At 68.1% G+C, this 22,173-nt stretch carries 23 protein-coding genes; 9 read left to right on the forward strand and 14 right to left on the reverse strand.

All coding sequences use genetic code 11. The annotated features are described in order from the left end of the window. Positions 1 to 169 precede the first annotated feature (169 nt). The 5 genes from ASD78_RS02765 to ASD78_RS02785 all read right to left on the reverse strand — a co-directional run bounded on the left by ASD78_RS02765 (position 170) and on the right by ASD78_RS02785 (position 5,695). Positions 170 to 703, reverse strand: coding sequence for a pseudouridine synthase (locus tag ASD78_RS02765; protein WP_056098314.1), 534 nt, complete (start codon positions 701 to 703; stop codon positions 170 to 172). Positions 704 to 770: 67 nt separating this feature from the next. Beyond that, a complete protein-coding gene (locus ASD78_RS02770; protein ID WP_056098273.1) occupies positions 771 to 2,036 on the reverse strand; it encodes a hypothetical protein in 1,266 nt (421 codons plus the stop codon). 43 nt (positions 2,037 to 2,079) lie between these two features. Next, positions 2,080 to 3,447 (reverse strand): hypothetical protein, encoded by a 1,368-nt coding sequence (locus ASD78_RS02775; RefSeq protein WP_156087553.1) that lies wholly within the window; start codon positions 3,445 to 3,447, stop codon positions 2,080 to 2,082. Positions 3,448 to 3,727: 280 nt separating this feature from the next. Continuing rightward, a complete protein-coding gene (locus ASD78_RS02780; protein WP_056098278.1) occupies positions 3,728 to 4,591 on the reverse strand; it encodes a class I SAM-dependent methyltransferase in 864 nt (287 codons plus the stop codon). 156 nt (positions 4,592 to 4,747) lie between these two features. Then, positions 4,748 to 5,695: a LysR substrate-binding domain-containing protein gene (locus tag ASD78_RS02785; RefSeq protein WP_056098280.1), complete on the reverse strand. Its 948-nt coding sequence runs from the start codon at positions 5,693 to 5,695 to the stop codon at positions 4,748 to 4,750. Positions 5,696 to 5,822: 127 nt separating this feature from the next. Between ASD78_RS02785 and ASD78_RS02790 the strand changes: the two genes are divergently transcribed. From ASD78_RS02790 to ASD78_RS02800, 3 genes are all read left to right on the forward strand, one after another. Next, entirely contained in the window at positions 5,823 to 6,008 is a 186-nt protein-coding gene (locus ASD78_RS02790) for a hypothetical protein (RefSeq protein WP_055905700.1), read from the forward strand. Positions 6,009 to 6,148: 140 nt separating this feature from the next. After that, positions 6,149 to 6,520 (forward strand): hypothetical protein, encoded by a 372-nt coding sequence (locus ASD78_RS02795; RefSeq protein ID WP_055905703.1) that lies wholly within the window; start codon positions 6,149 to 6,151, stop codon positions 6,518 to 6,520. Positions 6,521 to 6,558: 38 nt separating this feature from the next. Next, positions 6,559 to 7,041, forward strand: coding sequence for an RES family NAD+ phosphorylase (locus ASD78_RS02800; protein ID WP_200944118.1), 483 nt, complete (start codon positions 6,559 to 6,561; stop codon positions 7,039 to 7,041). Positions 7,042 to 7,045: 4 nt separating this feature from the next. Here the strand turns inward: ASD78_RS02800 and aceK are convergent, their stop codons facing one another. Next, positions 7,046 to 8,776, reverse strand: coding sequence for a bifunctional isocitrate dehydrogenase kinase/phosphatase (gene aceK / locus ASD78_RS02805; protein ID WP_055905837.1), 1,731 nt, complete (start codon positions 8,774 to 8,776; stop codon positions 7,046 to 7,048). Positions 8,777 to 9,276: 500 nt separating this feature from the next. On the opposite strand from aceK, the gene ASD78_RS02810 reads away from it, so the two are divergent. The 4 genes from ASD78_RS02810 (at position 9,277) to ASD78_RS20450 (ending at position 14,450) form a co-directional block, all read left to right on the forward strand. Then, on the forward strand, positions 9,277 to 11,067 hold the full coding sequence (locus ASD78_RS02810; protein WP_056098282.1) for a DUF885 family protein: 1,791 nt from the start codon (positions 9,277 to 9,279) through the stop codon (positions 11,065 to 11,067). Between the two features lie 323 nt (positions 11,068 to 11,390). Further along, positions 11,391 to 12,773 (forward strand): alpha/beta hydrolase, encoded by a 1,383-nt coding sequence (locus ASD78_RS02815; protein ID WP_055905712.1) that lies wholly within the window; start codon positions 11,391 to 11,393, stop codon positions 12,771 to 12,773. A 281-nt stretch (positions 12,774 to 13,054) separates the two neighbouring features. Beyond that, entirely contained in the window at positions 13,055 to 14,017 is a 963-nt protein-coding gene (locus tag ASD78_RS02820; RefSeq protein ID WP_056098284.1) for a sel1 repeat family protein, read from the forward strand. Beyond that, positions 14,001 to 14,450: a hypothetical protein gene (locus ASD78_RS20450; RefSeq protein WP_156087554.1), complete on the forward strand. Its 450-nt coding sequence runs from the start codon at positions 14,001 to 14,003 to the stop codon at positions 14,448 to 14,450. The genes ASD78_RS02820 and ASD78_RS20450 overlap by 17 nt, the downstream gene beginning before the upstream one ends. Before the next feature lie 75 nt (positions 14,451 to 14,525). Here ASD78_RS20450 and ASD78_RS02825 read toward each other — a convergent pair whose 3' ends face one another. The 5 genes from ASD78_RS02825 to ASD78_RS02845 form a co-directional block, all read right to left on the reverse strand. Continuing rightward, positions 14,526 to 14,837 carry a hypothetical protein gene (locus ASD78_RS02825; protein ID WP_056098286.1) on the reverse strand — a complete coding sequence of 104 codons (312 nt, stop codon included), beginning with the start codon at positions 14,835 to 14,837 and terminating at the stop codon, positions 14,526 to 14,528. Between the two features lie 52 nt (positions 14,838 to 14,889). Continuing rightward, positions 14,890 to 15,927: a peptidoglycan recognition family protein gene (locus tag ASD78_RS02830; RefSeq protein WP_162250121.1), complete on the reverse strand. Its 1,038-nt coding sequence runs from the start codon at positions 15,925 to 15,927 to the stop codon at positions 14,890 to 14,892. A 190-nt stretch (positions 15,928 to 16,117) separates the two neighbouring features. Continuing rightward, the gene (gene icd / locus ASD78_RS02835) at positions 16,118 to 17,446 is read right to left on the reverse strand and encodes an NADP-dependent isocitrate dehydrogenase (RefSeq protein ID WP_056098291.1); all 1,329 of its coding nucleotides are present in this window, start codon (positions 17,444 to 17,446) and stop codon (positions 16,118 to 16,120) included. A gap of 393 nt (positions 17,447 to 17,839) precedes the next feature. Further along, the gene (locus ASD78_RS02840) at positions 17,840 to 18,202 is read right to left on the reverse strand and encodes a YkgJ family cysteine cluster protein (protein WP_056098292.1); all 363 of its coding nucleotides are present in this window, start codon (positions 18,200 to 18,202) and stop codon (positions 17,840 to 17,842) included. 19 nt (positions 18,203 to 18,221) lie between these two features. Next, the gene (locus ASD78_RS02845; RefSeq protein ID WP_055905732.1) at positions 18,222 to 18,935 is read right to left on the reverse strand and encodes a UPF0149 family protein; all 714 of its coding nucleotides are present in this window, start codon (positions 18,933 to 18,935) and stop codon (positions 18,222 to 18,224) included. Positions 18,936 to 19,050: 115 nt separating this feature from the next. Here ASD78_RS02845 and ASD78_RS02850 point away from each other — a divergent pair, with 115 nt between their 5' ends. Continuing rightward, entirely contained in the window at positions 19,051 to 19,431 is a 381-nt protein-coding gene (locus tag ASD78_RS02850; RefSeq protein WP_056098293.1) for a YchJ family protein, read from the forward strand. An 82-nt stretch (positions 19,432 to 19,513) separates the two neighbouring features. On the opposite strand, the gene ASD78_RS02855 is transcribed toward ASD78_RS02850, so the two are convergent. The 3 genes from ASD78_RS02855 to queF form a co-directional block, all read right to left on the reverse strand. Next, entirely contained in the window at positions 19,514 to 20,005 is a 492-nt protein-coding gene (locus ASD78_RS02855; protein ID WP_055905738.1) for a hypothetical protein, read from the reverse strand. 82 nt (positions 20,006 to 20,087) lie between these two features. Then, entirely contained in the window at positions 20,088 to 20,405 is a 318-nt protein-coding gene (locus tag ASD78_RS02860; protein ID WP_055905741.1) for a LysM peptidoglycan-binding domain-containing protein, read from the reverse strand. A 92-nt stretch (positions 20,406 to 20,497) separates the two neighbouring features. Further along, a complete protein-coding gene (queF, locus tag ASD78_RS02865; protein WP_055905744.1) occupies positions 20,498 to 21,304 on the reverse strand; it encodes an NADPH-dependent 7-cyano-7-deazaguanine reductase QueF in 807 nt (268 codons plus the stop codon). Positions 21,305 to 21,415: 111 nt separating this feature from the next. Here queF and ASD78_RS02870 point away from each other — a divergent pair, with 111 nt between their 5' ends. Beyond that, the gene (locus ASD78_RS02870; protein WP_056098296.1) at positions 21,416 to 22,054 is read left to right on the forward strand and encodes a glutathione S-transferase family protein; all 639 of its coding nucleotides are present in this window, start codon (positions 21,416 to 21,418) and stop codon (positions 22,052 to 22,054) included. The last annotated feature ends 119 nt before the right edge of the window (positions 22,055 to 22,173 follow it).

A 22,173-nucleotide genomic window follows, 5' to 3' on the forward strand; every position in this document is an offset into this window, starting at 1 on the left:
CGCGGTCGCGGCTTACGCCGCTCCTACAGGAAGCCCTTCGCCGCTTTGGGGTAGGAGCGGCGTAAGCCGCGACCACGCCACCACAAACACGACGCAACCCGCACGCTGCCTGTGGGAGCGGCGTAAGCCGCGATCGCGCCAACGCGAACCACGACGAACCCTCACCGCACTAGACCACCCGCCACTCCCCCGGCGCCAAACCATCGACGCGGTGCTCGCCGATCGCGACACGCACCAGCCGCAGCGTAGGCAGACCGACCGCGGCGGTCATGCGCCGCACCTGACGGTTGCGGCCTTCTCCGATGCTCAGCTCCAGCCAGGCATCCGGCACGGTCTTGCGGAAACGCACCGGCGGATCGCGCGGCCACAGCGCCGGCGTATCGATGCGCATCGCCTGAGCCGGACGGGTGCGGCCGTCGTTGAGTTCGACGCCCTCGCGCAAGGCGCGCAGTTGTTGCTCGGACGGCTCGCCTTCGACCTGCACCCAATAGGTCTTGCTCTGCTTATGGCGCGGATCGGTGAGCCGGTGGGCGAGGCCGCCGTCGTCGGTGAGCAGCAGCAGGCCTTCGCTGTCGTGGTCGAGCCGGCCGGCGGCGTACACCTGCGGCGGCAGCCCGAAGCCGGCCAGGGTCGGCCGCGGCGGCTGGCTGCGGTCGGTGAACTGGCAGAGCACCCCGAACGGCTTGTTGAACGCGATCAGCATGCGTGCATGATCGCGCAGGCCGGCGCGCCGCGCCAAACGCACGCGGCGATGCGGGACCGCGGCGCGCTTACTTCCAGTCGCCTATGCGCAACTCCAGGCGCATGCTGCGGGCCCGGCCCGGATCGAGCGAACCCCGGCTGGATACGCCGATCACGTAATCGCCGTCCTGCGGCGGGGCGAACACCAGCAGGGCGTTGTTGTCTTCGCCGCCGTCGTCGTCGCTGGCGAGCCGGCCGAGCGAGGACAGGCCGTTGCCGTAGACCTCCAGGTAGGGGTCGAACTCGCGACTCGCGGCTTCGATCACGTAATGCTTGCCGGCCTGCAGCGGGCCGATCAGCGCGTACTGGCGGAACTCGTCTTCCTTGCGCAGCAGGGGCGCGCGCAGGCTCGCCTCGTCGTTGCGGCGCTGCGGCGGGTTGGTATAGACCTGGCCGAAGCGCAATCGATCCAGCGCGGGCGCCGGAAGTTCGCGTGCGCTCGCCTCGCCTGTCGCTGCGGGTTTGCCGTCGCGTCCGTTGCGCTCGACCCGGATCGCGAACGGCGCATCCTGTTTGGGCACGCAGGCGTCCAGGTCCAGGGTCAGCAGGTAGTTGCCGCTGTGCGGCGCCCGGAACGCGAGCGAGCGGCGGCTGCCGTCGCGGCTATGGTCTTCGCGCGTCTTGGGGTCGGAGCTTTCGCCGGAGTCGCGCCTGGGGCCGCTCACCGTCAGCTCGAACGCGCGCGGCAGCAAGCCGCCGCGGTACTCGGCTTCGATCTGCACCAGGTCGCCGCTTTCGACCCAGGGCAGGGCGAAGTAGCGACGCTTCTGCAAGGCCTGGAAACCGGCGGCGGCCAGGCCCGGGTTGCACGCACCTGGCGGTTGCTCGCTCTGCGCGTCATCGGATGGCTCGTCGGCCTGCTCCTCCGACGAGTCGTCCGCTTCGAGCTCTTCATCCGGCCGCACCGCTCGGGGCGCTGGCGCGCCCTGCCAGGGCGCGTCGAACAGACTGTAGCGGCCGCGGTACTGCACGCCCGGTTGCAGCGGCGCCGGCACGATCTCGTGCACGAGCGCTTGCGCGTTCGGGCCCAGCATCGGTCGGGCGGCCGCGTCGACCGCGATGCTCGCAGCGTCGGCGGCGCTGGCCACGGCGCCGTCGGCACCGACGACGGGGGTGTCGTCGGACGAATAGACTGCGGGCACTTCTGCCTGGCTGTCCGCGTCGAAGTAGCGCTGCAGGCCGTAGCCCAAGGCGTGGTACTGCGCCGGCAGCAGCGACCGCAACGCGAGCAGGCCCAGCGCCGGCACCAGCAACGCGGCGACCAGGATCCACAGAAACTTGCGTGCGCGGCTCATGCGGCGATTCCGATAAGGCGGTACGCGCCTGTGCGATCCGAGGTCACGGCGTCCATTCGCTCACCCGCACCTGGTAGCCGAAGCGCGCATTCGCACGCTCGATATCGCGCGGATCGGTGCCGACCACGCGCAAGATGTAGGGACCGTCCAGCTTGGGCTGGTAGATCAGCATGGCGTTGCCGTGCGCGCCGCCGTCGGAGTCCTGCTGCGGCGCCGTGTCGCCGACCAGCGGACCGCGCTGGAACAGCTGCAAGGCCGGATCGGCGTCCGGGCTGGTGACTTCGATCAGGTAGCGCTTGCCTTTGACCAAGGGCCCGATGTGCATGTCCTGGAACAAGGTCGAGTAGAGGCCCGATGGCGAGTACGCGCCCTTGAGCGGCTCGTCCAGCAACAACGCGCCCTGGTAGGTATGGCCCAGATCGACCTGCGGCAGGCTCGCCATCGGCAGGGTCTGGCTGCGCTCGGGCGCCACGGCTTCCGCGCTCGCCGCCGCCGGCGTGGCGGCGCCGCGCCGGCTTACCTGCAAGCGGTAAGGGACGGACACGGCCGCGGTGCAATCGTCGAGGTCGACGGTGAGCTTGTAGACGCCGCCCTGCTCGGCCTTGAACACCAGCGACAGCTGCTCTTTGTCCTTGGGCAGCAGGCTGTTGTTGCCGTCGAGACTGGAATGGAAATACGCACCCAGCGGACCGTGCACCGACATCGATACCTCGGCCTTGGTCTTCAGCGGCTTGCCGCTCAACTTCGCGCGTTGGAAGGCGTTGTCCGGAAACTCGCCCTGGATCATCACCAGGTCGCCGCGGCGTACCCAGGGCAGCAGGAATTGGCGCCGGCGCATCAGCGCGCGCTGGCCGGCCTGCAAGGCTTCGGATGCGCAGACTTCGGCGCCGATCTTGTTTTCGCGCCGCATCGGTCCTGCGGCTTCCGCCTCGGCTTCGGCCAGGCTTTCGTCGCCTTGCGCCGAATCCACGGCGTGTTGCAGCGCTTCCTCCACCGAAGACGGCAGCACGTCCGGCGGCAGATCTTCCAGACCCAGCCGGCCCAGGTAGCGAATGTCGGGCTGCAGCGCGAACGGCGGCGCCGCGGTCGGCAAATTGCGATACGGGCCGGGCAGCACGTCGAGCTTGCTGGTGTCCTCGGGGACGGTGGCCGCGCCGGTCTGCGCTTCCGGCTCCGGATCGACGGCAGCGGCGGTGGCAGCGGCAACGGGAGCGGTGGCCTCGGCGGGCACCTCGGCGGCTCGCTCGGGTGCCGCGACTTCGGCCGTCCGTCTGCCCAGCACGGCATCGCGCAGGCCGCTCCAATACGCGGCGTCGCGCAGGTTGGGTACCCAGATCAGTAAGGCGGCACCAAGGACCAGTGCGGCTATCAGGCCCGCGACCAACAGTCGCGTCGTACTTCGTCCAGCCATCCAGCCCATCCCCTGTGTCCGTTTGCGCACTGTACTTCAAGGCGGTCGTGCCGCGAGGTCCGTCGTCGCGGCGCGTTGCGGGCCATTGCGATGTCGCGCGCGAGTGCCGGTCGATCATGCGCCGCGCATGCGCAGCCAATACGCGTCGTGCGAGGGCTGCGCGGCAGGCGACGCTAACGACAGCGGGATCGCCGGCTCCCGACAGGCGATCCCGATTCCAACGGCCGATCCGCGCCAGCGCGCCCGCGGCCCTGCCGCAAGCGCGCGGGTCGGCGCGTCCTCAGCCCGGCTTCTTGAAGCGCAGCGTCATCCGGTCGCTTTCGCCGATCGCCTGGTACTTGGCATCGTCCTGGGCGTCGTGCTTGTTGCTGGGCGGCAGGGTCCACACGCCGTTGGGGTGGCCGGTGTTGTCCTTCGGGTTGGCGTTGATCTCGCTCTTCTCGTCGAGCACGAAGCCGGCGCCCTGGGCCAGTTCGATCACCAGCGCCTCGGTGAGGTAGCCGGACTTCTTCATCGTTTCCAGATCGGTGCCGGGCTTGGCGCGGTGATCGACCACGCCGAGCACGCCGCCGGGCTTGAGCGCATCGAAGAACGCCTTGAAGTAAGCCGCGGCGGTGCCTTCCTCGACCCAGTTATGGGCGTTGCGGAAGGTCAGCACGACGTCGGCGGCGCCGGCCGGGCCGAAGTTCGGGGCCTTGGGGTCGAACACGCGCACGTCCGGCTTGCCGTAGACCGCGGCGTTGTCGGCGAAGCGCGCGCGCAGCGAAGTGTTGAGGCCGTAGCGGTACTGGGGCTGGCCCGGAATCGCGTCGTCCCACACCGCGGCGACGTAACGGCCGTCGTCCTTGAGGTAGGGCGCGAGCACTTCGCTGTACCAGCCGCCGCCGGGGGTGATCTCGATGACGGTCTGGTTCGGTTTGACGCCGAAGAAGCCCAGGGTCTGGGCCGGGTGGCGGTAGACGTCGCGGGCGCGGTTCTTTTCGCTGCGCCAGTCGCCGGCGAGCACACTGTCGAAGCTGGCGGTCTTCGCGGCCGCGGTCTTGGCGGCGGGCGGCTGCTTGGCTTCGACCGTCATGGCGCAAAGGCCGAGCGCGGCGGCGATGGTGGCGACCAGCAAGGAACGGTGCAGGGTAGGGGCGGTCATGCGTCGGCCTCGGGGCGGTGGGGCGATCAATCTACCCCAGCGCGTGCCTGCGCCCAGTGCCGGAGGTCCGGGATCGGCACCTTCAGGATCGGTATCTTCAACATCGGCACCTTCAACATCGGCACCTTCAGCAAGCGCAGCTGCGGGGCGCGCGCCTCAGGTCTGCGAGTGCTTGCGCACCTTGCGGGTGTAGGCCTCGTCGCTGGGCAGGGTCGCTTCCATGCGCGTCACGTAGGCCTGGGCCTGTTCGTGCACCCAGCCGCGAAACGCGAGCAGGCCGGCGTGGTCGGCCGAACGTTGCGGGTACACCAGGTAGTGGGCGTAGTCGGTGCGCAGGCGTTCGGGGCGCAACGACACCAGTTGGCCGTTCTCGATCAGCAAGCGGGTGCGCGCCATGCGCGCCAGCGCCACGCCCATGCCTTCGACCGCGGCCCGGTGCATGGTTTCGGAATCGTCGAAGTGGGCGACGTAGCGGGCCGGTTCGCGCCCGCCGTAGTGCTCGAACCAGTCGCGCCAGTGATCGGCCGGATCGCCGAGCAGCGGCCAGCGCTGCAAGTCCTCCAGCGCCGGCAGTCCGCCCATGCGCTCGATCAGCTTGGGGCTGGCGACCGGGGTCAGGGTTTCGTCGAACAGGTGCTCGATCACCACTCCCGGCCAACCGCCGTAGCCGCCGCGCAGCGCGGCGTCGACGTTGGCCTCGCGCTCGAAGTCGACCAGGCGGGTGCTGGATTGCAGGTTGAGTTCCAACTGCGGGTGCAGGGCCAGGAAATCGGCAAGCCGCGGCACCAGCCAGGCCGAGGCCATCGAGGCCATCAGGCTCAGGGTCAGCACGTCGTCGCGGCAGGGCGCGTACGGGCGCAGGGCGTGATCCAGCGCCTCCAGGTGCGGGGCGATGCGGTTCATCAAGCGCTCGCCGTCGGCGGTCAGCTTGACCCCGCGCGGTCCGCGGTCGAACAGGCGCCGGCCCAGGCGCTCCTCGAGTGCACGGATCTGGTGGCTCAGCGCACTCACGGTGAGGTGCATGGACTCCGCGGCGCGGGTCAGATTGCTGCTGCGGGCGGCGGCGGCGAAGCCCAGCAGGGCGTGCAGAGGGGGGCGGCTCATATTGAATGCTGCTCAAGTCTGGCTTGCAGAAATGTCGCTTTTTCAACGCTAAGGCCAAGAGTAACTTGCGAGCTACTCAAGAAGCCAGTCCATTCCGGACCGGCGTTGGAACTGACCGGAGCAAGCCATGAGCATCTATACCGACCTCCTGTTCATGCAGGGCTACCTGACCGACGACCGCTACTACGGCCGATCCGAGCCGGCCCCGGCGAAGGACGCCAAGCAGGTCGCCCCCAAGCCGATCCTGGCCGCCGACAGCCGCACCGCCGCCGCGGCCTGCTGCGCCCAGGGCGCCGTCGCCGGCTGCAGCTGATGGCAGCAGCAGTCCGCAGCCCCTTTCCCTGAAGGCCCGGTCGATCCGGGCCTTCTTTTTGCCTGGCCCGCGCATCCGGGGCATTGATTGTGCAAAATATAGGCGTACTATGGTCCTGGTCCCGACCTGGAGCGCCGCCCGTGTCCGCCGCCGCCTTCGACACCTTCCTGGAAACCCTGCGCGAGCCCTCGCGCCCGACCTTGTCGCCGGTGCGCATGGCCCAGGCCCTGCACATGGGCGTGAGCGAGATTGCCGGGCTCGCCCGCGTGCATCGCAACACGGTCACCGGCAACCCGGAATCGGCGCAGCTGCAGGGCGCCTTGCGCGACATCGTCAAAGTGCTGGCCGCCGCGTACCGGGTCAACGACGACCGCGAACGCACCTTGTTCTGGTTCATCAACCACCCGATCGCCGAGTTCGGCTATCTGACCGCGGCCGACCTGGTCCGCGACGGCAAATCCGAGGCCGTGATCCGCTACCTGGCGACGCTGGAAGGCGGCGCGAGCGGATGATCGTCGCGGCACTGGGACCGGATCTCCCGGCGTACCGCATGCACACCCCGCGCTGGTCGTACCAGCCGCTCAGCGGCGCCGGCGCGGCCATGGCCGGCGGCCGCCTCAACCGGCCCGGCATCGATGCCCTGTACCTGGCGCTGGAACCGGAAACCGCGATCGAGGAATTCCGCCAGGACGATCCGCTGGTGCGCCCCGGCACCCTGGTCGCCTACCGCGCCACGATCGCGCGCGCCGCCGATTTCCGCGCCGGCTACGACCCCGAGCACTGGCCGCCGCTGTGGCAGGAACTGTCGTGCAACTGGAAGCGGCAGGCGTTCCTGGACGAGATCGAGCCGCCGAGCTGGGTGATCGCCGACGACGTGCGCGCCGCCGGACTGGCGGCGGTGGTGTTTCCGTCCACGCGCCGCATCGGTGGTTTGAACCTGGTGATCTACCCCGACCTGCTCGGCGCCGACGATCACCTGCTGGTGCACGACCCACGCATGGACCTGCCGATCGATCCGTCGAGCTGGCGCTGAGTCCCTAAGGCAGGCGCCGATCCAGCGGATACGGCGCGACATCGGTGTAGCGGCCTTCGCGCAGCGCGGCTTGCACGTTCTGCCACCACTGCACCTGGAAGATCTCGGGATGCGCGTGCAGCAGCGCGCCCAGCAGCGGCGGCGGCAGCCCCAGGAAACGCGGAAACTGTTCCGGAAACACGTCGTTGCCGGCCGCGTAGAACCAGGCGCCGGCTTCCATCTCGTCTTCGTGATTGCGCGCCTCGGGCACGGCGCGAAAACGGCAATCGGTGACCAGGCACAGCTCGTCGTAGTCGTAGAACACCGCGCGGCCGTGGCGCGAGACGCCGAAGTTCTTCAGCAGCAGATCGCCGGGGAAGATGTTGGCCAGGGCCAGGTCCTTGATCGCCTGGCCGTAGTCGATCGCGGCCGCGCGCGCGGTCTCAAGCGGTTGCTCGCGCAGATAGAGATTGAGCGGGCGCAGCCGGCGTTCGACGTAGCACAGGTGCAGGACCAGGTCGTCGCCGTCCTGGGTGATGCTGCCGGCGCAGGTGCCCAGCAGTTCTTCCAGCAGCTCCGGCGCGAAGCGCGCGCGCGGGAAGCGCAGGAAGCGGAACGGCTGCGCATCGACCAGGCGGCCGACGCGATCGTGGTGGAACACCAGCGCGTACTTGGCCTCGACCTCGGCGCGCGCGATGTCCTTCGGGTAGGCGAAGCGGTCGCGGATCAGTTTGAACACCAGCGGATAGCTGGGCAGGGTGAACACCGCCATGACCATGCCGAGCTCGCCGTCGGCACGTACCAGGCGCTCGCCGGCCTGGGCCGCGAACTGACGGAAGAAGGTACGGTAGCGCTCGGTCTTGCCCTGTTTGGCACGGCCGAGCACGGTATAGAGCTCGTCGATAGGTTTGCCCGGCAGCAAGGTGCGCAGGAACACCACCGCATCGCCGACCGTGGTCAGGTCGGCATGGAAATAGCTGCGCGAATAACTGAAAAGCTGGACCACGTCGGCGCGCAGGGTCAGCACCGCGTCGACGCGCAGCGCGCCGCCGTCGTTGACCAGCGCGATCACGCAAGGCGAAAACGCGCGTTCGCCGAACACGCGTCCGACCAGGTAGGCGCGACGCTCGCGGTAGAACACCGCGTCCAGCAGCTCGATCGCGCGCACCGGATTCGGGCCCCAGTGGAGCAGATCGTCCTGCAGCCGCACCGCGATGCCGGCCGCGCAGCGCGTGCGGTGGGCGTAGGGCACCTCGAACGGGTAGTCGTCCAGCACCCGCATCAGGGTTTCGGTGAGCCGATCCTCCGACACTGCGTAGCTGTGGCGCGCGACCGGGTGGGTGATGGCGTCGGTGGGTTCGATGTCCAGCGCCACGAACTCGATCGCCGCGTCGACGCCGCGGGTCTTGAAGAAGCGCCGGGTGAGGGTGTTGAAGAAGGTCTTGTAGAGCTCGCGGTCCAGCAGCGGCTCGATCTGGCCGGCGTAGCGGGCGTGCACCGCTGACCACAATGCGCGGTCGTGGGCCTGGGCGCCCAGGTGTGCGTCCAGCGCTTCGCTGGCCTCGGCGACGCAGCGGTCGTACAGCGCGATGCGTTCCACCGCATCGTCGCGCGCGCCGTTCCAGTCGCAGCGCTCGAAACGGCCCTTGGCGCGGCGGGTGATCGCGGCGAAGCGCGCGTGATAGTCGGCGAACGCCTCGCGGATCTGCGCGGCGACGGATTCGGCTTCGACCAGGGCGATGGGATCGATGGGCATGGCCGCAGTGTAAGGCGGTGCCAGTGCGGCCAGGCGCATGCGGATCGCCCGGGCAGAAACGCGATGAAGGACACCGGATCGGACGACGATCGAACAAGCGCGCAAGGGGCGGGACCCACCCGCGGCCGCGCCGCAGAAGGCATGCTCCGATGCTGCGGCGCGCACCATATTTTGTGCCGATTTCCGCATCCGGGACGGCGCCAGCCCGCTAGACCCGCGCGCGCCGTCGGCGGGACCATGTCGAACATGCGCAGCTCCGGCTTCACCCCGATCGGCAGGCCCGCGGCGATCCGTCGCTGTGCCGCATCGCGCAGCAGCGACCGCCTGCGCCAGCGCCGCCCGTCACCCGAACCGCGTGACGCCAACCCCGGCGGCAGGCAAGCTTGCACCCACGGAACCGGGACCATCGCCGATACCGGCTCCGCCGCACGAGGCGGCGGAATCGGTCCGATGCGCGCCTTCGTGTTCCGCCTTCTTTCGCTGCCGCCAAGGGTCCGCGCATGATCGTTCGCCTGCTGTGTCCGTCCCTGTTGCTCGCCGTGCTGTCGCTGGCGAGCGTGGCCCCGGCCAGCGCCGCCGAATCCGCAGGCACGGCCGCCGCCAACGAGGCCACGCGCCGCCTGCGCGACCTGTACGAGGCCGAATGGCTTTGGCGCCAGCAGGAGTTCGTGCAGGTACGCGAGCCGGACGGCCGCTGGGTGGACGGCGACCGCATGCCCAGCGTCACGCCGCAGGCCTGGCAGCGCCGCGTGGCCTACTGGGAAAAGGCCCTGGCCCAGCTCGATACGGTGCCCGAGGCGCAGCTGTCGGACGAGGAGCGGATCAATGCCGCCGTGTTCCGCACCTCGGTCGCCGCACTGCTCAACAACGCGCGCTACCGCACCTACGAAGCGCCGTTCAACAGCGACACCTTCTTCTGGGGCGACCTGAACCCGCGCCGCCCTTACCAGAAGGCCGAAGAATATCGGCGCCTGCTCGGTCGCCTGCACGATCTGCCGCGCTATTTCGACGAGAACATCGCCAACATGCGCGCGGGCCTGGCGCGCGGCTACAGCGTGCCGCGGGTCGCGATCGAGGGCCGCGACCGCACCATCGAACCCTATGCCAAGGACGGTCCCGACAATCCGTTCTCGGCCACGTTCGCCGCGATCCCCGCGCACCTGGGCCAGGACGCCCGGCGCGCCCTGCAGGCCGAAGGCGAGCGCGCGATCCGCGACGAGGTGGCGCCGGCCTACGCCAAGCTGCTGCGCTTCATGCGCGAGGAATACCTGCCGCGCACGCGCACCAGCACCGCCGCGAGCGAGCTGCCCGACGGCCGGGCCTTCTACCGCAGCCAGATCCTCGAATACACCACCACCGCGCTGACGCCCGCGCAGATCCACGAGATCGGCAAGCAGGAGGTCGCGCGCATCTCCGCCGAGATGCACGAAGTGATGCGCAAGACCGGCTTCAAAGGCAGCTTCGCGGAGTTCCTGGTGTTCCTGCGCAGCGACCCGCAGTTCTACGCCAAGACCCCGCGCGAGTTGCTGTCGTATTCGGCCTACGTGACCAAGAAGGTCGACGGCCGGCTTGAGGACCTGTTCACCCAGCTGCCGCGCAAGCGTTTCGCGATCCTGCCGGTGCCGAACGATATCGCACCCGTCTATACCTCTGGGCGCGGCGGGCTGGATTCGTGTCTGATGAACACCTACGACCTGCCGTCGCGGCCGCTGTACACCCTGGCCGCGCTGACCCTGCACGAATGCGTGCCCGGGCACAGCCACCAGGCGGCGATGGCGCTGGAGGCCCCGGACCGCCCGGACTTCCGTCGCCAGACCTATTTCTCCGGCTACGGCGAAGGCTGGGGGCTGTACACCGAATGGCTGGGTATCGAACTGGGCGTGTACGAGACGCCCTACGAGGACTTCGGCCGGCTGAGCTTCGAGATGTGGCGCGCCGCGCGCCTGGTCATCGATACGGGGCTGCACGAGTACGGCTGGACCCGCCAGCAGGCGATCGACTACCTGTCGCAGCACACCGCGCTGGCGCCGCACGATATCCGCACCGAGGTCGATCGCTACATCAGCTGGCCCGGCCAGGCCCTGGCCTACTACCTGGGTTATCGCAGCATCCGCCAGCTGCGCAGCGAGGCGGAGACGCAACTGGGTGGTCGCTTCGACGAGGCCAAATTCCACGACGCGTTGTTGAACCTGGGCTCGGTGCCCTTGGCGGTGATGGAACGCGAGATGCGCCGCTTCGCCGCCGCGCGCCAGGCCGCGCCGGACGCCGTGCCGACCGCCGCCACGCGCTAGGCAGCGCGAACCGTCCCCCGCCGCGGCCTAAGGTCGGCGGCGCTTATGGCATGCTGCCCGCCGACGCGGAACAGGGAGGGCACCGTCATGATCCAACACCGCCACGGACTGGGTAGCCGCGCGCTGCGCCGGCTCGCCCGCGGGCGCCGTACTGGCGCATGACCACGACGACCGCTGAAGGCGCCGCGCGCAGCGCGACTTCGCCGCATGCGACACAATTCCGACACAGCGATGCAACCCGCACCCGCGTTATCGCATCCCACCCATCGAACGTCGATCCCGAACATCGATCCGGCGCCCGCGCCGCCCAACGAGACCGCATCATGTCCCATGCCCGCATTCCGCTCGCCCTGGCCCTGGCCGCGCTGCTGATCAGCCCGGCCGCGTTCGCCAGCAACGCCACCGACACCAACAGCTGCCACGCCGGCGCCTACCGTCTCGACGACGGCAGCATCGTCGACGTCGCCAATGCCGACAAAGGCGCGTTGCGCTGGCGCCTGATCGACGGCCGCAGCGGCCGCCTCAGCGAGAACGACGGCCAGTGGACCAGCACCCTGGGCTGGACCGGCCGCCCCGACAACGTGCGGGTGAGCTTCGGCGAATGCGAGCAGGGCAAGATCGCGTTCGAAGGCAAAAACGGCCGCAAGCTGAAGTTCGACATCAGCGAGACCCGCTTCGAAGGCAACGACGTCAACCTGCGCGGCCGCCTGGTGCTGCCGCCCGGCAACGGCCCGGTGCCGATCATCGTCACCGTGCACGGCTCGGAGGACTACTCCGGCGTCGACCGCTACCACGTCCAGAACCTGTTCCCGGCCAACGGCATCGGCGTGTTCGTCTACGACAAGCGCGGCACCGGCGAGTCCGGCGGCAAGTACACCCAGGACTTCTACCTGCTCGCCGACGACGCCCGCGCCGCGCTGCGCGAAGCCAAGCGCATGGCCGGCAAGCGCGCCGGCCGGATCGGTTTCCACGGCGGCAGCCAGGCCGGCTGGATCGCTCCGCTGGCCGCCAGCAAGACGCCGGAAGCGGCCTTCGTCGCGGTCGGCTACGGCATGGCGATCAGCCCGCTGGGCGAGGACGCCGGCCAGGTCGCGCTCGACCTCAGGAACGCCGGCTACGGCGACGACGTCGTCGCCAAGGCGCGCGAAGTCACCGACGCCACCGGCACCATCGTCGCCTCGCACGGCAAGGACGGCTGGGACGCGCTGACCGTGGCGCGCAACAAGTACGGCCAGGAGAAGTGGTGGGGCGCGATGAAGGGCGAGTACACCGGCCTGGTCGTCAGCCACACGCCGCAGCAGCTCAAGGCGATGGAGCCCGAACTCGACAAGGGCACCAGCTGGAACTACGACCCGATGCCGGTGCTGCGCGAGCTCAAGCAGCCGCAGCTGTGGATGCTGGCCGGCGCCGACCGCGAAGCGCCGCCGGAGGAAACCCGCGAGCGCCTGCTGTCGGTCGCCGCCGAAGGCCGCCCGCTGACCTTGGCGATCTTCCCCGAGACCGACCACGGCATCCTCAAGTTCGAAACCGCCGCCAACGGCGAGCGCAGCGAAACCCGCATCGCCGACGGCTACTTCCGCATGCAGCTGGACTGGATCAAGACCGGCAAGCTCGGCCGCGGTCCGTATGGCGATGCGCAGGTGCTGACCGGCGCACCGCCGGTGGCGGCGCCGGCGGCGTCCGCCGCGCCGGCGAAGGCGAAGTAACGCGGGATCGATCCGCACCGTGTAGGACACGAAGGGCGCCGATGGGCGCCCTTCGTATTTGCGGCCAGCCGATACGGCGCAGCGCGAGCAGGGTGCGGTGATAACCGCACCGACGCGAACGTCCGGCCCGACGCGATGGCGCGGTTCGCCTGCGGCTCACCGCACCCTACGGTCCTGGCAGCGGCGGTCATAAATCGCTTGGGTACGACGCTTGCGCATTGGTCCAAGCCGACGCCAACGACTACCCTTTCGATCCTGCGAAAAGTTGACGCGACGATGCCATGCCCGGGGGCGTGGAAAATGCACTGCATTTCCGTCTAGATATTATTCCGACCTGTGTTGAGACTTTCCACAGCGATAACACGGCGTCTGAGGAAGTCATGGAAGAGGGCAGTGCAGCCAGGAAGAGGCTAGGGAAAATCGCGGTCACAGCGTTGATCGTCGCCGTCGTGATCGCATCGTATGTTTTCCTGCACGCTCAAAGAGCCGGGAAAAAGACCGAGCCCTTGCCGGATCGCCAGGTCGCATCGAGTGCGGAGCATGACGAAGCAAGTCCGCAACTCAGCGGCACACAAGCTCAGGTCGGCATTCGAGTCGAGCAAAGCGCCAAACCGCATTACTCGAACATAGAAAGTTTCGAGCCCACGACGGAAGACGCGGCCGCAGCGTTTTCCCGATTGCGTCCAATGGCCGAATCCGGGGATATGGCGGCCGCATTGATGATCTATGTCAAAGCCAATGAATGCCGTTTACGGCAAGAAATGGCGAGACGCAATGCGCCGAACACCGATCCCGCTTCGTTGGCCCCGCCGGAGTGCCGAAGCCTCACGCCTGAGGCATACAGGGAAGCCGCTCAATGGCTGGAAAAGTCGGCCGACTCCGGAAACGTGACGGCGCAGTTCCTGTATGCGCCCAGCATCAATGGTGTGGTGGGCCCATACGAAGAGTGGGTCAGGCACCCGGAACAGCTGGAAAAATACAAGCGGAAATCGATGGCTTACCTGACTGCCAATGCGGCAAAGGGCAGCATCGATGCATGGAGCCAGCTGAGCAATGTGTACGTATATGGGGTGATAGCGCAAAAGAACTTCACCTATGCGTTGGCGTACTACAAGGCCGCACGTCTGGCCGACCCCGCTACGTTCTCGGAAAGAAATATCAATGCGCTCGAATCGCAGATGTCGCCGAGCGAAATCGCAGCAGCTAACCAACTGGCAGAGAGAATCTATGGACGGAAGAACTAAGAAAGCTTTGGTCGTCGGTGCATTGTCGCTTGTTGTGGCAGCGACCTGCTTGGCAGGCATCGATCTTGATCAGCGTTATGGGCCATACGAATGCGCGGCCTGCGCCATTAGAACCCCAATTATCGATGATGCAACCAAGGCATTTATCGATAAACTCAGAGCTCCGTTGGAAATACCATTCATCGATCGCACGTGGGTTGTGTGCAATGCAACCGTGTGCGCCGACTACGTAGTCAATGTCAGCGGCAATTATGAAGGCTCGAATCGTCGCGCCATCGAAGGCGGGAGTGCTGGCGGTGGCGGCGGGGGTTGCGAAACAGGCGGCAACGGCGGCGGCTACAACCCGGGCTACAACGGCGGTGGAGGCGGCGGTGGCAGCGCCGGAGGTTCCGGCAAAGTGAATGTCGGTGATCCGTCGGTGATCGAGAACTGACCGTCGGTTACTTCAAAGCTTGCGTCCTGCTCCGATAGTGCTCTGCCGAAGAAGATTCGCGAGCCGCGTATCGGGTCAGGACGCGTTGCCATCCGGCATCATCAGCACCAACGATTCGCAGGCCTTCGCATCGCAGCCCCACTGGCGGATCGTGTCTCCGCTCTTCCAGGTTGCCGTGGCCGCGGCATTGATCTCGAACTCCCACTCCCTGCCTTGCGCGGTCAAACGGCCCTTGATCGAACAGGGCAACCAATAGAACGCATCGTGGGTGCCGTCGGGATACTCGCGGCTGGCGGCGAAGAAGTTCGCGACCTGCTGCTTGCTCAGGTTCCACGCCTTGCAGGTCGGTTCGAGATTGGCGTCCTTGCCGGACGCGGCGTCGAACACCGCGCCGTCGACGCGGGTGACCGTGATCCCGGCGGCGGTGCCGGCGGCGGACTTATCGACTGGGCCCGGATGGCTGCACGACAGGAGCAGCGGGAGTGCGGTTGCCAGGCACGTACAGGTCAGCGCCTTCGCCCAGGGTCTTGTACGAGATGGCATCGTGTTTGTAGACGTCTTTGTCATTGAGCCCGTATTCCTTCTGCAGCGTACCCACCAGCTTGTTGATCGACGCGGTCTGCTCGGGCGTCGGCGCGTCCCAGGTTTTGGTCTTGCTGTTGTAGCTGCCGACCACTTCGATGCCGACGCTGTCGGCATTCACCGGAAAGCGGTCGGGGTAGGGCTTGGCCTTCTCGTGGTCGTGGATGGCCTTGGGGTTCCAGCCGGTCTTGTCGAAGAAGGCCTGCTCCTGCGCCGAGCAATTGCCTTCCTCCACGCAGCGGCCCCTGACCTTGCCGACGTGCTGGGTCTGCTCGTTTAGGCTGGCGGTCTGGTAGATCGTGCCGTCCTTGTCGATCAGGAAGTGGGCGCCGGTGCCGGTCTTGAACGAATTGAGCGCGCTTTGCGCGGTCGAGCCCTCGGTGCGGTGCATGACCACCGCGTGGATGTCCTTGAGCGGGCCCTTTTCCAGCGCCGCGATCGGCTGCTTGGTGATGCCGGGATCGGTGAGGTAACCGTCCTTGCCGACCTGGGGCGTGTGCGCATAGGCGCTCAAGGTTTGCGCGGCGTCGGTCTTGCTCATCGCCGTGGGCACGCTGACCCAGGGCTGGGCGCCGGGCGGATCGCCGCTGCTGCCCTTCATCGCGAACACCGACGGCACCGCGGCGTCGGGCTTGCCGACCACGATGCGGTCGAAGTCGCCCATCTGCGGATTGCGCTTGAGCTGGTCGTACAGGCCTGCGGCGACATTGCGCGATTCGGCGTCGTTCCACTGCCCCGTGGCTTTCACGCCGTCGAAGACCTTCTGGTAACGGGCGTGGTCGGGGTGGGACGCGTCGTAAGGCAGGATCGGGTTGGGTAGGACCGGGTTGGGTAGAACCGGGCTGGGTAGAACCGGGCTGGGTAAAACCGGGTTGGATGCAGTCGGGTCGGCCATCGGAAATCCTTTCCTGTGCGGGCGCGAGGCGGGGCTCGTCGCGTCGAAACTGCCAGCTTTCGACGGGCCTATCAAGTGAAGGCCGGCGGGGTTCCGCATTTCACCTGCCTGAACGCGCGGCGCGGCAGTGCCCCAAAAACAAAGGGCGCCGAAGCGCCCTTTGTCGTGTACCGATGCGAACGTCGTCGCGTCAGAGATGCTTGATGATCTCGTCCGCGAACTCCGAGCACTTCACCTCGGTCGCGCCGTCCATCAGGCGGGCGAAATCGTAGGTGACGCGCTTGCTGGCGATGGCCTTGTCCATCGCCGCGATGATCGCGTCGGCGGCTTCGGTCCAACCCATGTAGCGCAGCATCATTTCGCCCGACAGGATCACCGAGCCCGGGTTGACCTTGTCCAGGTCGGCGTACTTCGGCGCGGTGCCGTGGGTCGCCTCGAACACGGCATGGCCGGTGACGTAGTTGATGTTGGCGCCCGGCGCGATGCCGATGCCGCCGACCTGCGCGGCGAGCGCGTCGGACAGGTAGTCGCCGTTGAGGTTCAGCGTGGCCGAGACGTCGTACTCCTTCGGACGCAGCAGGATCTGCTGCAGGAAGGCGTCGGCGATCGCGTCCTTGATGACCAGGCCCGCGCCCGGCTTGCCTTCCGGAATCACGTGCCAGGGACCGCCGTCGAGCTCGACCGCGCCGAAGAAGTCGCGCGCCACCTGGTAGCCCCAATCACGGAAGCCACCTTCGGTGTACTTCATGATGTTGCCCTTGTGGACCAGGGTCACCGACTTGCGCTTGTTCTCGATCGCGTAGGAGATCGCGCTATGGACCAGGCGCTCGGTGCCCAGACGGCTGACCGGCTTGATGCCCAGGCCGACTTCGACCGGCAGCTCGCGCGCCGGCGCGCCGATGGCTTCGAGTTCCTTCAGCCAGGCGCCGTTCTTGTCGGCGGTGCCGAAACGGATCTTGTCGAAGGCCTGCGGGAATTCCTTCTGCAGGAAGTCCAGCACCTTCTGCGCGTCCTTGCTGCCGCCGGCCCATTCGATACCGGCGTAGATGTCCTCGGTGTTCTCGCGGAAGATCACCATGTCGACGTCGCCCGGCTTCTTGACCGGCGAGGGCACGCCTTCGAACCAGCGCACCGGGCGCAGGCAGACGTACAGGTCGAGCATCTGGCGCAGCGCGACGTTGAGCGAGCGGATGCCGCCGCCGACCGGCGTGGTCAGCGGGCCCTTGATGCTGACCAGGTAATCGCGGCAGGCCTGCACGGTGCCGTCGGGCAGCCAGGTGCCGTAGGTGTTGTTGGCCTTCTCGCCGGCATAGACTTCGAGCCACTCGATCTTCTTCTGGCCGCCGTAGGCCTTGGCCACGGCTGCGTCGAGCACGCGCACCGAGGCGCGCCAGATGTCCGGGCCGGTGCCGTCGCCTTCGATGAAGGGGACGATCGGGCGGTCCGGCACGTTCAGGCCGGTCGGGGTCTTGGTGATCTTGGCGCCGCCAGCGGGCGGCGTCGCTACGAACTCGGTCATTACGATCTCCAGTGGGGCCAGTCCCGTGCGCGGGCGCAGGGGCGAAGCAGGGTTCTGGCGGGTCGCGACGGTGCTGCGATCCGGCCCGCCATTGTCGCGGTTCGGGCGGGGTGTGGCAAAGGCCGGCGGGCTATCGGGCGCCGTCGAGATGGAATGATGTTTTCCAGGCCCGCACGCAGGCAGCGCGACTTGGGTCGCTGGGCGGTTCGTCGCGCAAAGGCCGCTGCGCACGTGACGGGAACGCCACCGCCTCCTGTGGGAGCGGCGTAAGCCGCGATCGCGCGACTGCGGCGATGACGTCGGTCGCGGTTCACGCAGTTCCCCCAAAGCACGGCTTGGGCGTGAATCCCGCAGCGGTCGTTCTAAAGGAGCAGCGATGCGGCGATTGCGAGGTCACGCCTCGCTCGCCGACGCCCACGTCTCCGGCGCCAACGGCGCCAATCCATACGCCGCCCGCGCCTTGTCGCACTGCGGGCTCGGCCGTCCGTCTTCCCAGGCCGCGTGCAGTTCGCGGCAGGGCGAGGGCCGTTGCGCGTAGATCGTGCAGTGGGCGTCGCGGCCGACCTCGCCGCGCAGCGCGGTGCAGCGGATCGCGCCGGCGTAGGTGCCGCGCATCGCGACCCGGTGCGGATCGACGGCTTCGGTCAGCGCCGCGGGCGTGCCGTCGGCGCTGCAGGCGTCGGTCTCGCTCCAGTGGAAGGCGACGCGGTAGTGGGCGCAGCAGGCGCCGCAGCTCAGGCAGGGATGGGGCCGCATGCGGCGGGTTCGCTCCGGCTTAGGCGGCGGCCCCGCAGCACTTCTTGTATTTCTTGCCGCTGCCGCAGGGGCAGGCGGCGTTGCGGTCCGGCGTTTCCACGCGGCGCAGCGGTTCGCGCGGGGTCAGCGCTTCGATGCGGTGGTGGTGCAGGTCGGCGAGCATGCCGGGCAGGCTGGAAACGATCTCCAGGCGCTCGCGGTAACTGATCGGCGTGCCCGGCGCTTCCGGGTCTTCGCCCAGCACTTCGCCGCTGGCGAGGCGGTCGAACAGCACGAAGATCTCGTCGATCCACTCGTTCTCGTCCAGCCAGGCTTCCCACGCGGCTTCGCGCAATTCGACGCCGCGGAAGAAGCCGAAAGCCCAGTCGCGGCCGACGTCGAGGTCGTCGCCCTGGTCGACTTCGACGTCCTCGGGCAGCCACAGCAGCGGCGCGAGGTGGTCGGGCAGGTCGTCGTCGTTGTGGCGCACGCGCGCGGAGGCCATGTTCCAGTGACCCAGCAGCAGGGCGTCGATCTCCAGCGCTTCGGCCTCGTTGCTCCAGCGCGGCGGATTGCCTCCCCAGACCACGGGCTGCCATTCGGGCGCCGGCACGGTCTCGGGCGCGACCACCAGCGCCGACAGGAAGCCGTCCAGCGCCTCGAGATTGAAGCCCTTGAACGGAACGGCGCGTTGGTCGAGCAGGTCGGCGAGGCGTTCGATCTGGGCGTCGTCGAGGTAGGCGGGCGGTTTCATGGCAGGTCGCACGGTGGGGTCCGGGACGCGCATGGTAGTCGCAGCGGCGTGCGCTCGCCGAGAATTCGCTTCCCGGCCGGCGTTTTCGCCGCCCCGCCACCCCGGAAACCGTCCCATGACCGCCTGTCCCTGCGACCCCGCACGCCCGTACGCCGACTGCTGCGGCCCCCTGCACGCGGGCGCGCCGGCCGCCGATCCGCAGGCGCTGATGCGCTCGCGCTACAGCGCCTACGTGCTGGGCCTGCACGACTATCTGCTGGCGACCTGGCACCCGAGCACGCGACCGCAGGCGCTGGAACTGGGCGATCCGGCGGCGACCCGCTGGCTGGGGCTGGAGGTGAAGCGGCACGGCGCGCAGGGCGATACCGGCATGGTCGAGTTCGTGGCCCGCTACAAGGTCGGCGGCGCTTCGGCGGTGCGATTGCACGAACGCAGCCGTTTCCTGCGCGAGGACGGCCGCTGGTATTACCTGGACGGCGAGTTCCCTGGCAGTTGATCGCGCAAGCCGCGGACAAAAAAAGGGCGCGGTCCTGATCGAACCGCGCCCGGGCTTGCCCGCCCATCAGGCGGGGAGAGAGTTACTTGACTTCGAAGTCCTTGGACTGGACCACGGCGCCGTCCAGCGACACCTCGACCTTGTACTTGCCGGTCGGGAAGCCCTTCGGGCTGTTGATGCTGAAGTTGGTCACGCCGGGGCCCATCAGCTGCGCGTCGGCGCTGTCGTCCTTCACGGTCTGGCCGTCCTGGAAGGTCCACTTCGCGCCCAGCTTCGCCGGCACGGTCGCGGCCGGATCGGAGGTGTTGGTGGAAATCGCGACGTAGATCGTGTCCTTCGGCTTGAAGGTGGTCGCCGGCGCGGTGACCTTCTTGTCGGCGCCTACGGCGCTGCCCAGGTCGACGCTGGCGACGCTGGCGGTCGCGGCGACGGGCGCCGGAGCCGGCGCGACCGGCTCGGCGGCCGGCGGCGGGGTTACGGCGACGGGTTCTTCCTTCTTCTTGCAGCCGGCCAGGGCCAGCGAGGCCACCAGGGCGGCGGCCAGAGCGTAGTGCGTGCGATTGCGGATCATCATGGTGTTTCTCCTGGAATAGGTGCGAACAAGCATTCGGGCGCGTCCGGAGCCCGAGGGCTCCGGCGGATCGGATCGTTGAGGGTCAATCGTTGATCGCGGGGATCTTCAGCACCTGTCCGGGCTTGATCTTGTCGGGATCGTCGAGCTGGTCGCGATTGGCTTCGAAGATCGCGTTCCACTTGTTCGCCTTGCCGTAGAACTGCTTGGCGATGTGCGACAGCGTGTCGCCTTTTTCCACCGTGTAGGTCTGGTCCGAGGGCGCCGTCGACGACGTAATGTCTTCGGTGGAGCTGACCGAGGATTGGACGTCGCTGAAGTCAGCCCGCTGGGTTACCTGCTCGGTGCTGTCGACGCTGCTTTGCACGTCGGAGAAATCGGCTTTCTTATCCGGGGTAGTCATGGGTTTGCGTGCTCCTGCCGAATTGGCGGAAGCACGATGACACGGCAGTTGTTAAGAACATATTGCGCCCGTGTGAACGCCGGGGCGGGGGCCTACTGGCGTTCGTCGCGTTGTGCCGCCGGGCGCGAAAAGCCTGCCGTGGCCCGCCAGGGATTGATGTCCAGGCCGCCGCGGCGGGTGTAGCGCGCCTCCACCGACAGGGCCTGCGGGGCCGCCGCGCGGAGCAGGTCGGCGAAGATCCGCTCGACGCATTGCTCGTGGAACTCGGCGTGGTCGCGGAACGAGACCAAGTAGCGCAGCAGCCCGGCGCGGTCCAGGCGCGGGCCGCGATAGGCGATGTCCACGCGCGCCCAGTCGGGCTGGCCGGTGACCGGGCAGTTGGACTTGAGCAGGGCGCTGGACAGGGTCTCCTCGACGACCATGGCCGGGTCGGCGGCCAGATGAGCGGCGTTGGGCGGGCCGTAGTCGTCGATCGCCACCTCCAGCCCGTCCAGCGATTCGGCCGCGGAGTCGCGCATCGGCGGCAGGCCGAAGGCGACCTCGACCCCGGCGCCGGCGGCCTGGCTCAGATCGGCGGCGATGCGCGCACGCACCGCTTCGGCGGCGTCGAAACGCGAGGCGTTGTAGGAGTTGAGGTAGAGCTTGAGCGACTTGGACTCGATCAGATGGGGCGAGTCGGCCGGCACGGTCAGGGTCGCAGTGGCCATGTGCGGCTTGCCGCGCGCGTCCAGCCAGCTCAGTTCGTAGGCGTGCCAGCGGTCCAGGCCGACGAAGGGCAGGGCGCCGTCGGACAGGCCGATCTGCGAGCGGCCGAGCGCGCGCGCGATCGGGAACAGCAGCGCGGGGTCGTACTCGCGCGGGTAGTCGACGTGGCGGCCGAGAGGGAGTTCCTGGGTCATGCGGGCATTTTACCCGCTTGTCGCGCAGCGCCCGCCGCCAAGGCAAGAAACGGATATCGCGGCCGTGGGCGCTGGCCGAGACTGGCCCCATCGCCTCCCGGAAGCCCGACCATGCTCACTCTCTACGACTACCTGCCCTCGCAGAACGGCTGGAAGATCCGCCAGCTGCTGCAGCACCTGCAGCGGCCCTATCGCACCCGCATCGTCAGCATCTTCGAAGGCGAGGGCCGCCGCGACGACTACCGCCGCATCAACCCGACCGGCGCGGTGCCGGCGATCGAACTCGAAGACGGACGCGCGCTGGCCGAATCCAACGCGATCCTCGACTACCTCGCCCAGGGCTCGCCCTATCTGCCCGGCGACGCCTTCGCCCAGGCCAAGGTGCGGCAGTGGCTGTCGTTCGAGCAGCAGTACGTGGAGCCGGTCATCGGCTCGCTGCGCTACTGGACCCTGACCGGCAAGCTGCCGCAGCGCCACCCGGCCTTGATCGACGCCAAGCGCGGCGCGGCCTTGCGGGCGCTCAAGATCCTGGAATCGGAATTCGCCCTGCGTCCGTTCGCGGCCGGCGAGGAGTACACCATCGCCGACATCGCTTTGTACGCCTATGCAAGTCGCGCCGAGGATGCGGGTATCGAGCTGGCGCCCTACCCGCAGTTCCGCGCCTGGGTCGATCGCGTGCAGAGTCAGCCGGGGCATCTGGCCCAGCGGTATCCGTACGAGATCGATCCGCATTCCTCGAAGGAATTGTGAGCGCAGCGCGGCCGTGGGGTAGGAGCGACGTGAGTCGCGACCACGCCACTCCGGCAACGGCGCAGGTCGCGGCTCACGCCGCTCCTACCCCAAGGCGAGGGCGCAGCTCTCGCTCCATC

Origin of the sequence: Lysobacter sp. Root667, from assembly GCF_001427715.1 — a bacterium.
In the GTDB taxonomy this organism is placed as follows: Bacteria; Pseudomonadota; Gammaproteobacteria; order Xanthomonadales; family Xanthomonadaceae; genus Lysobacter.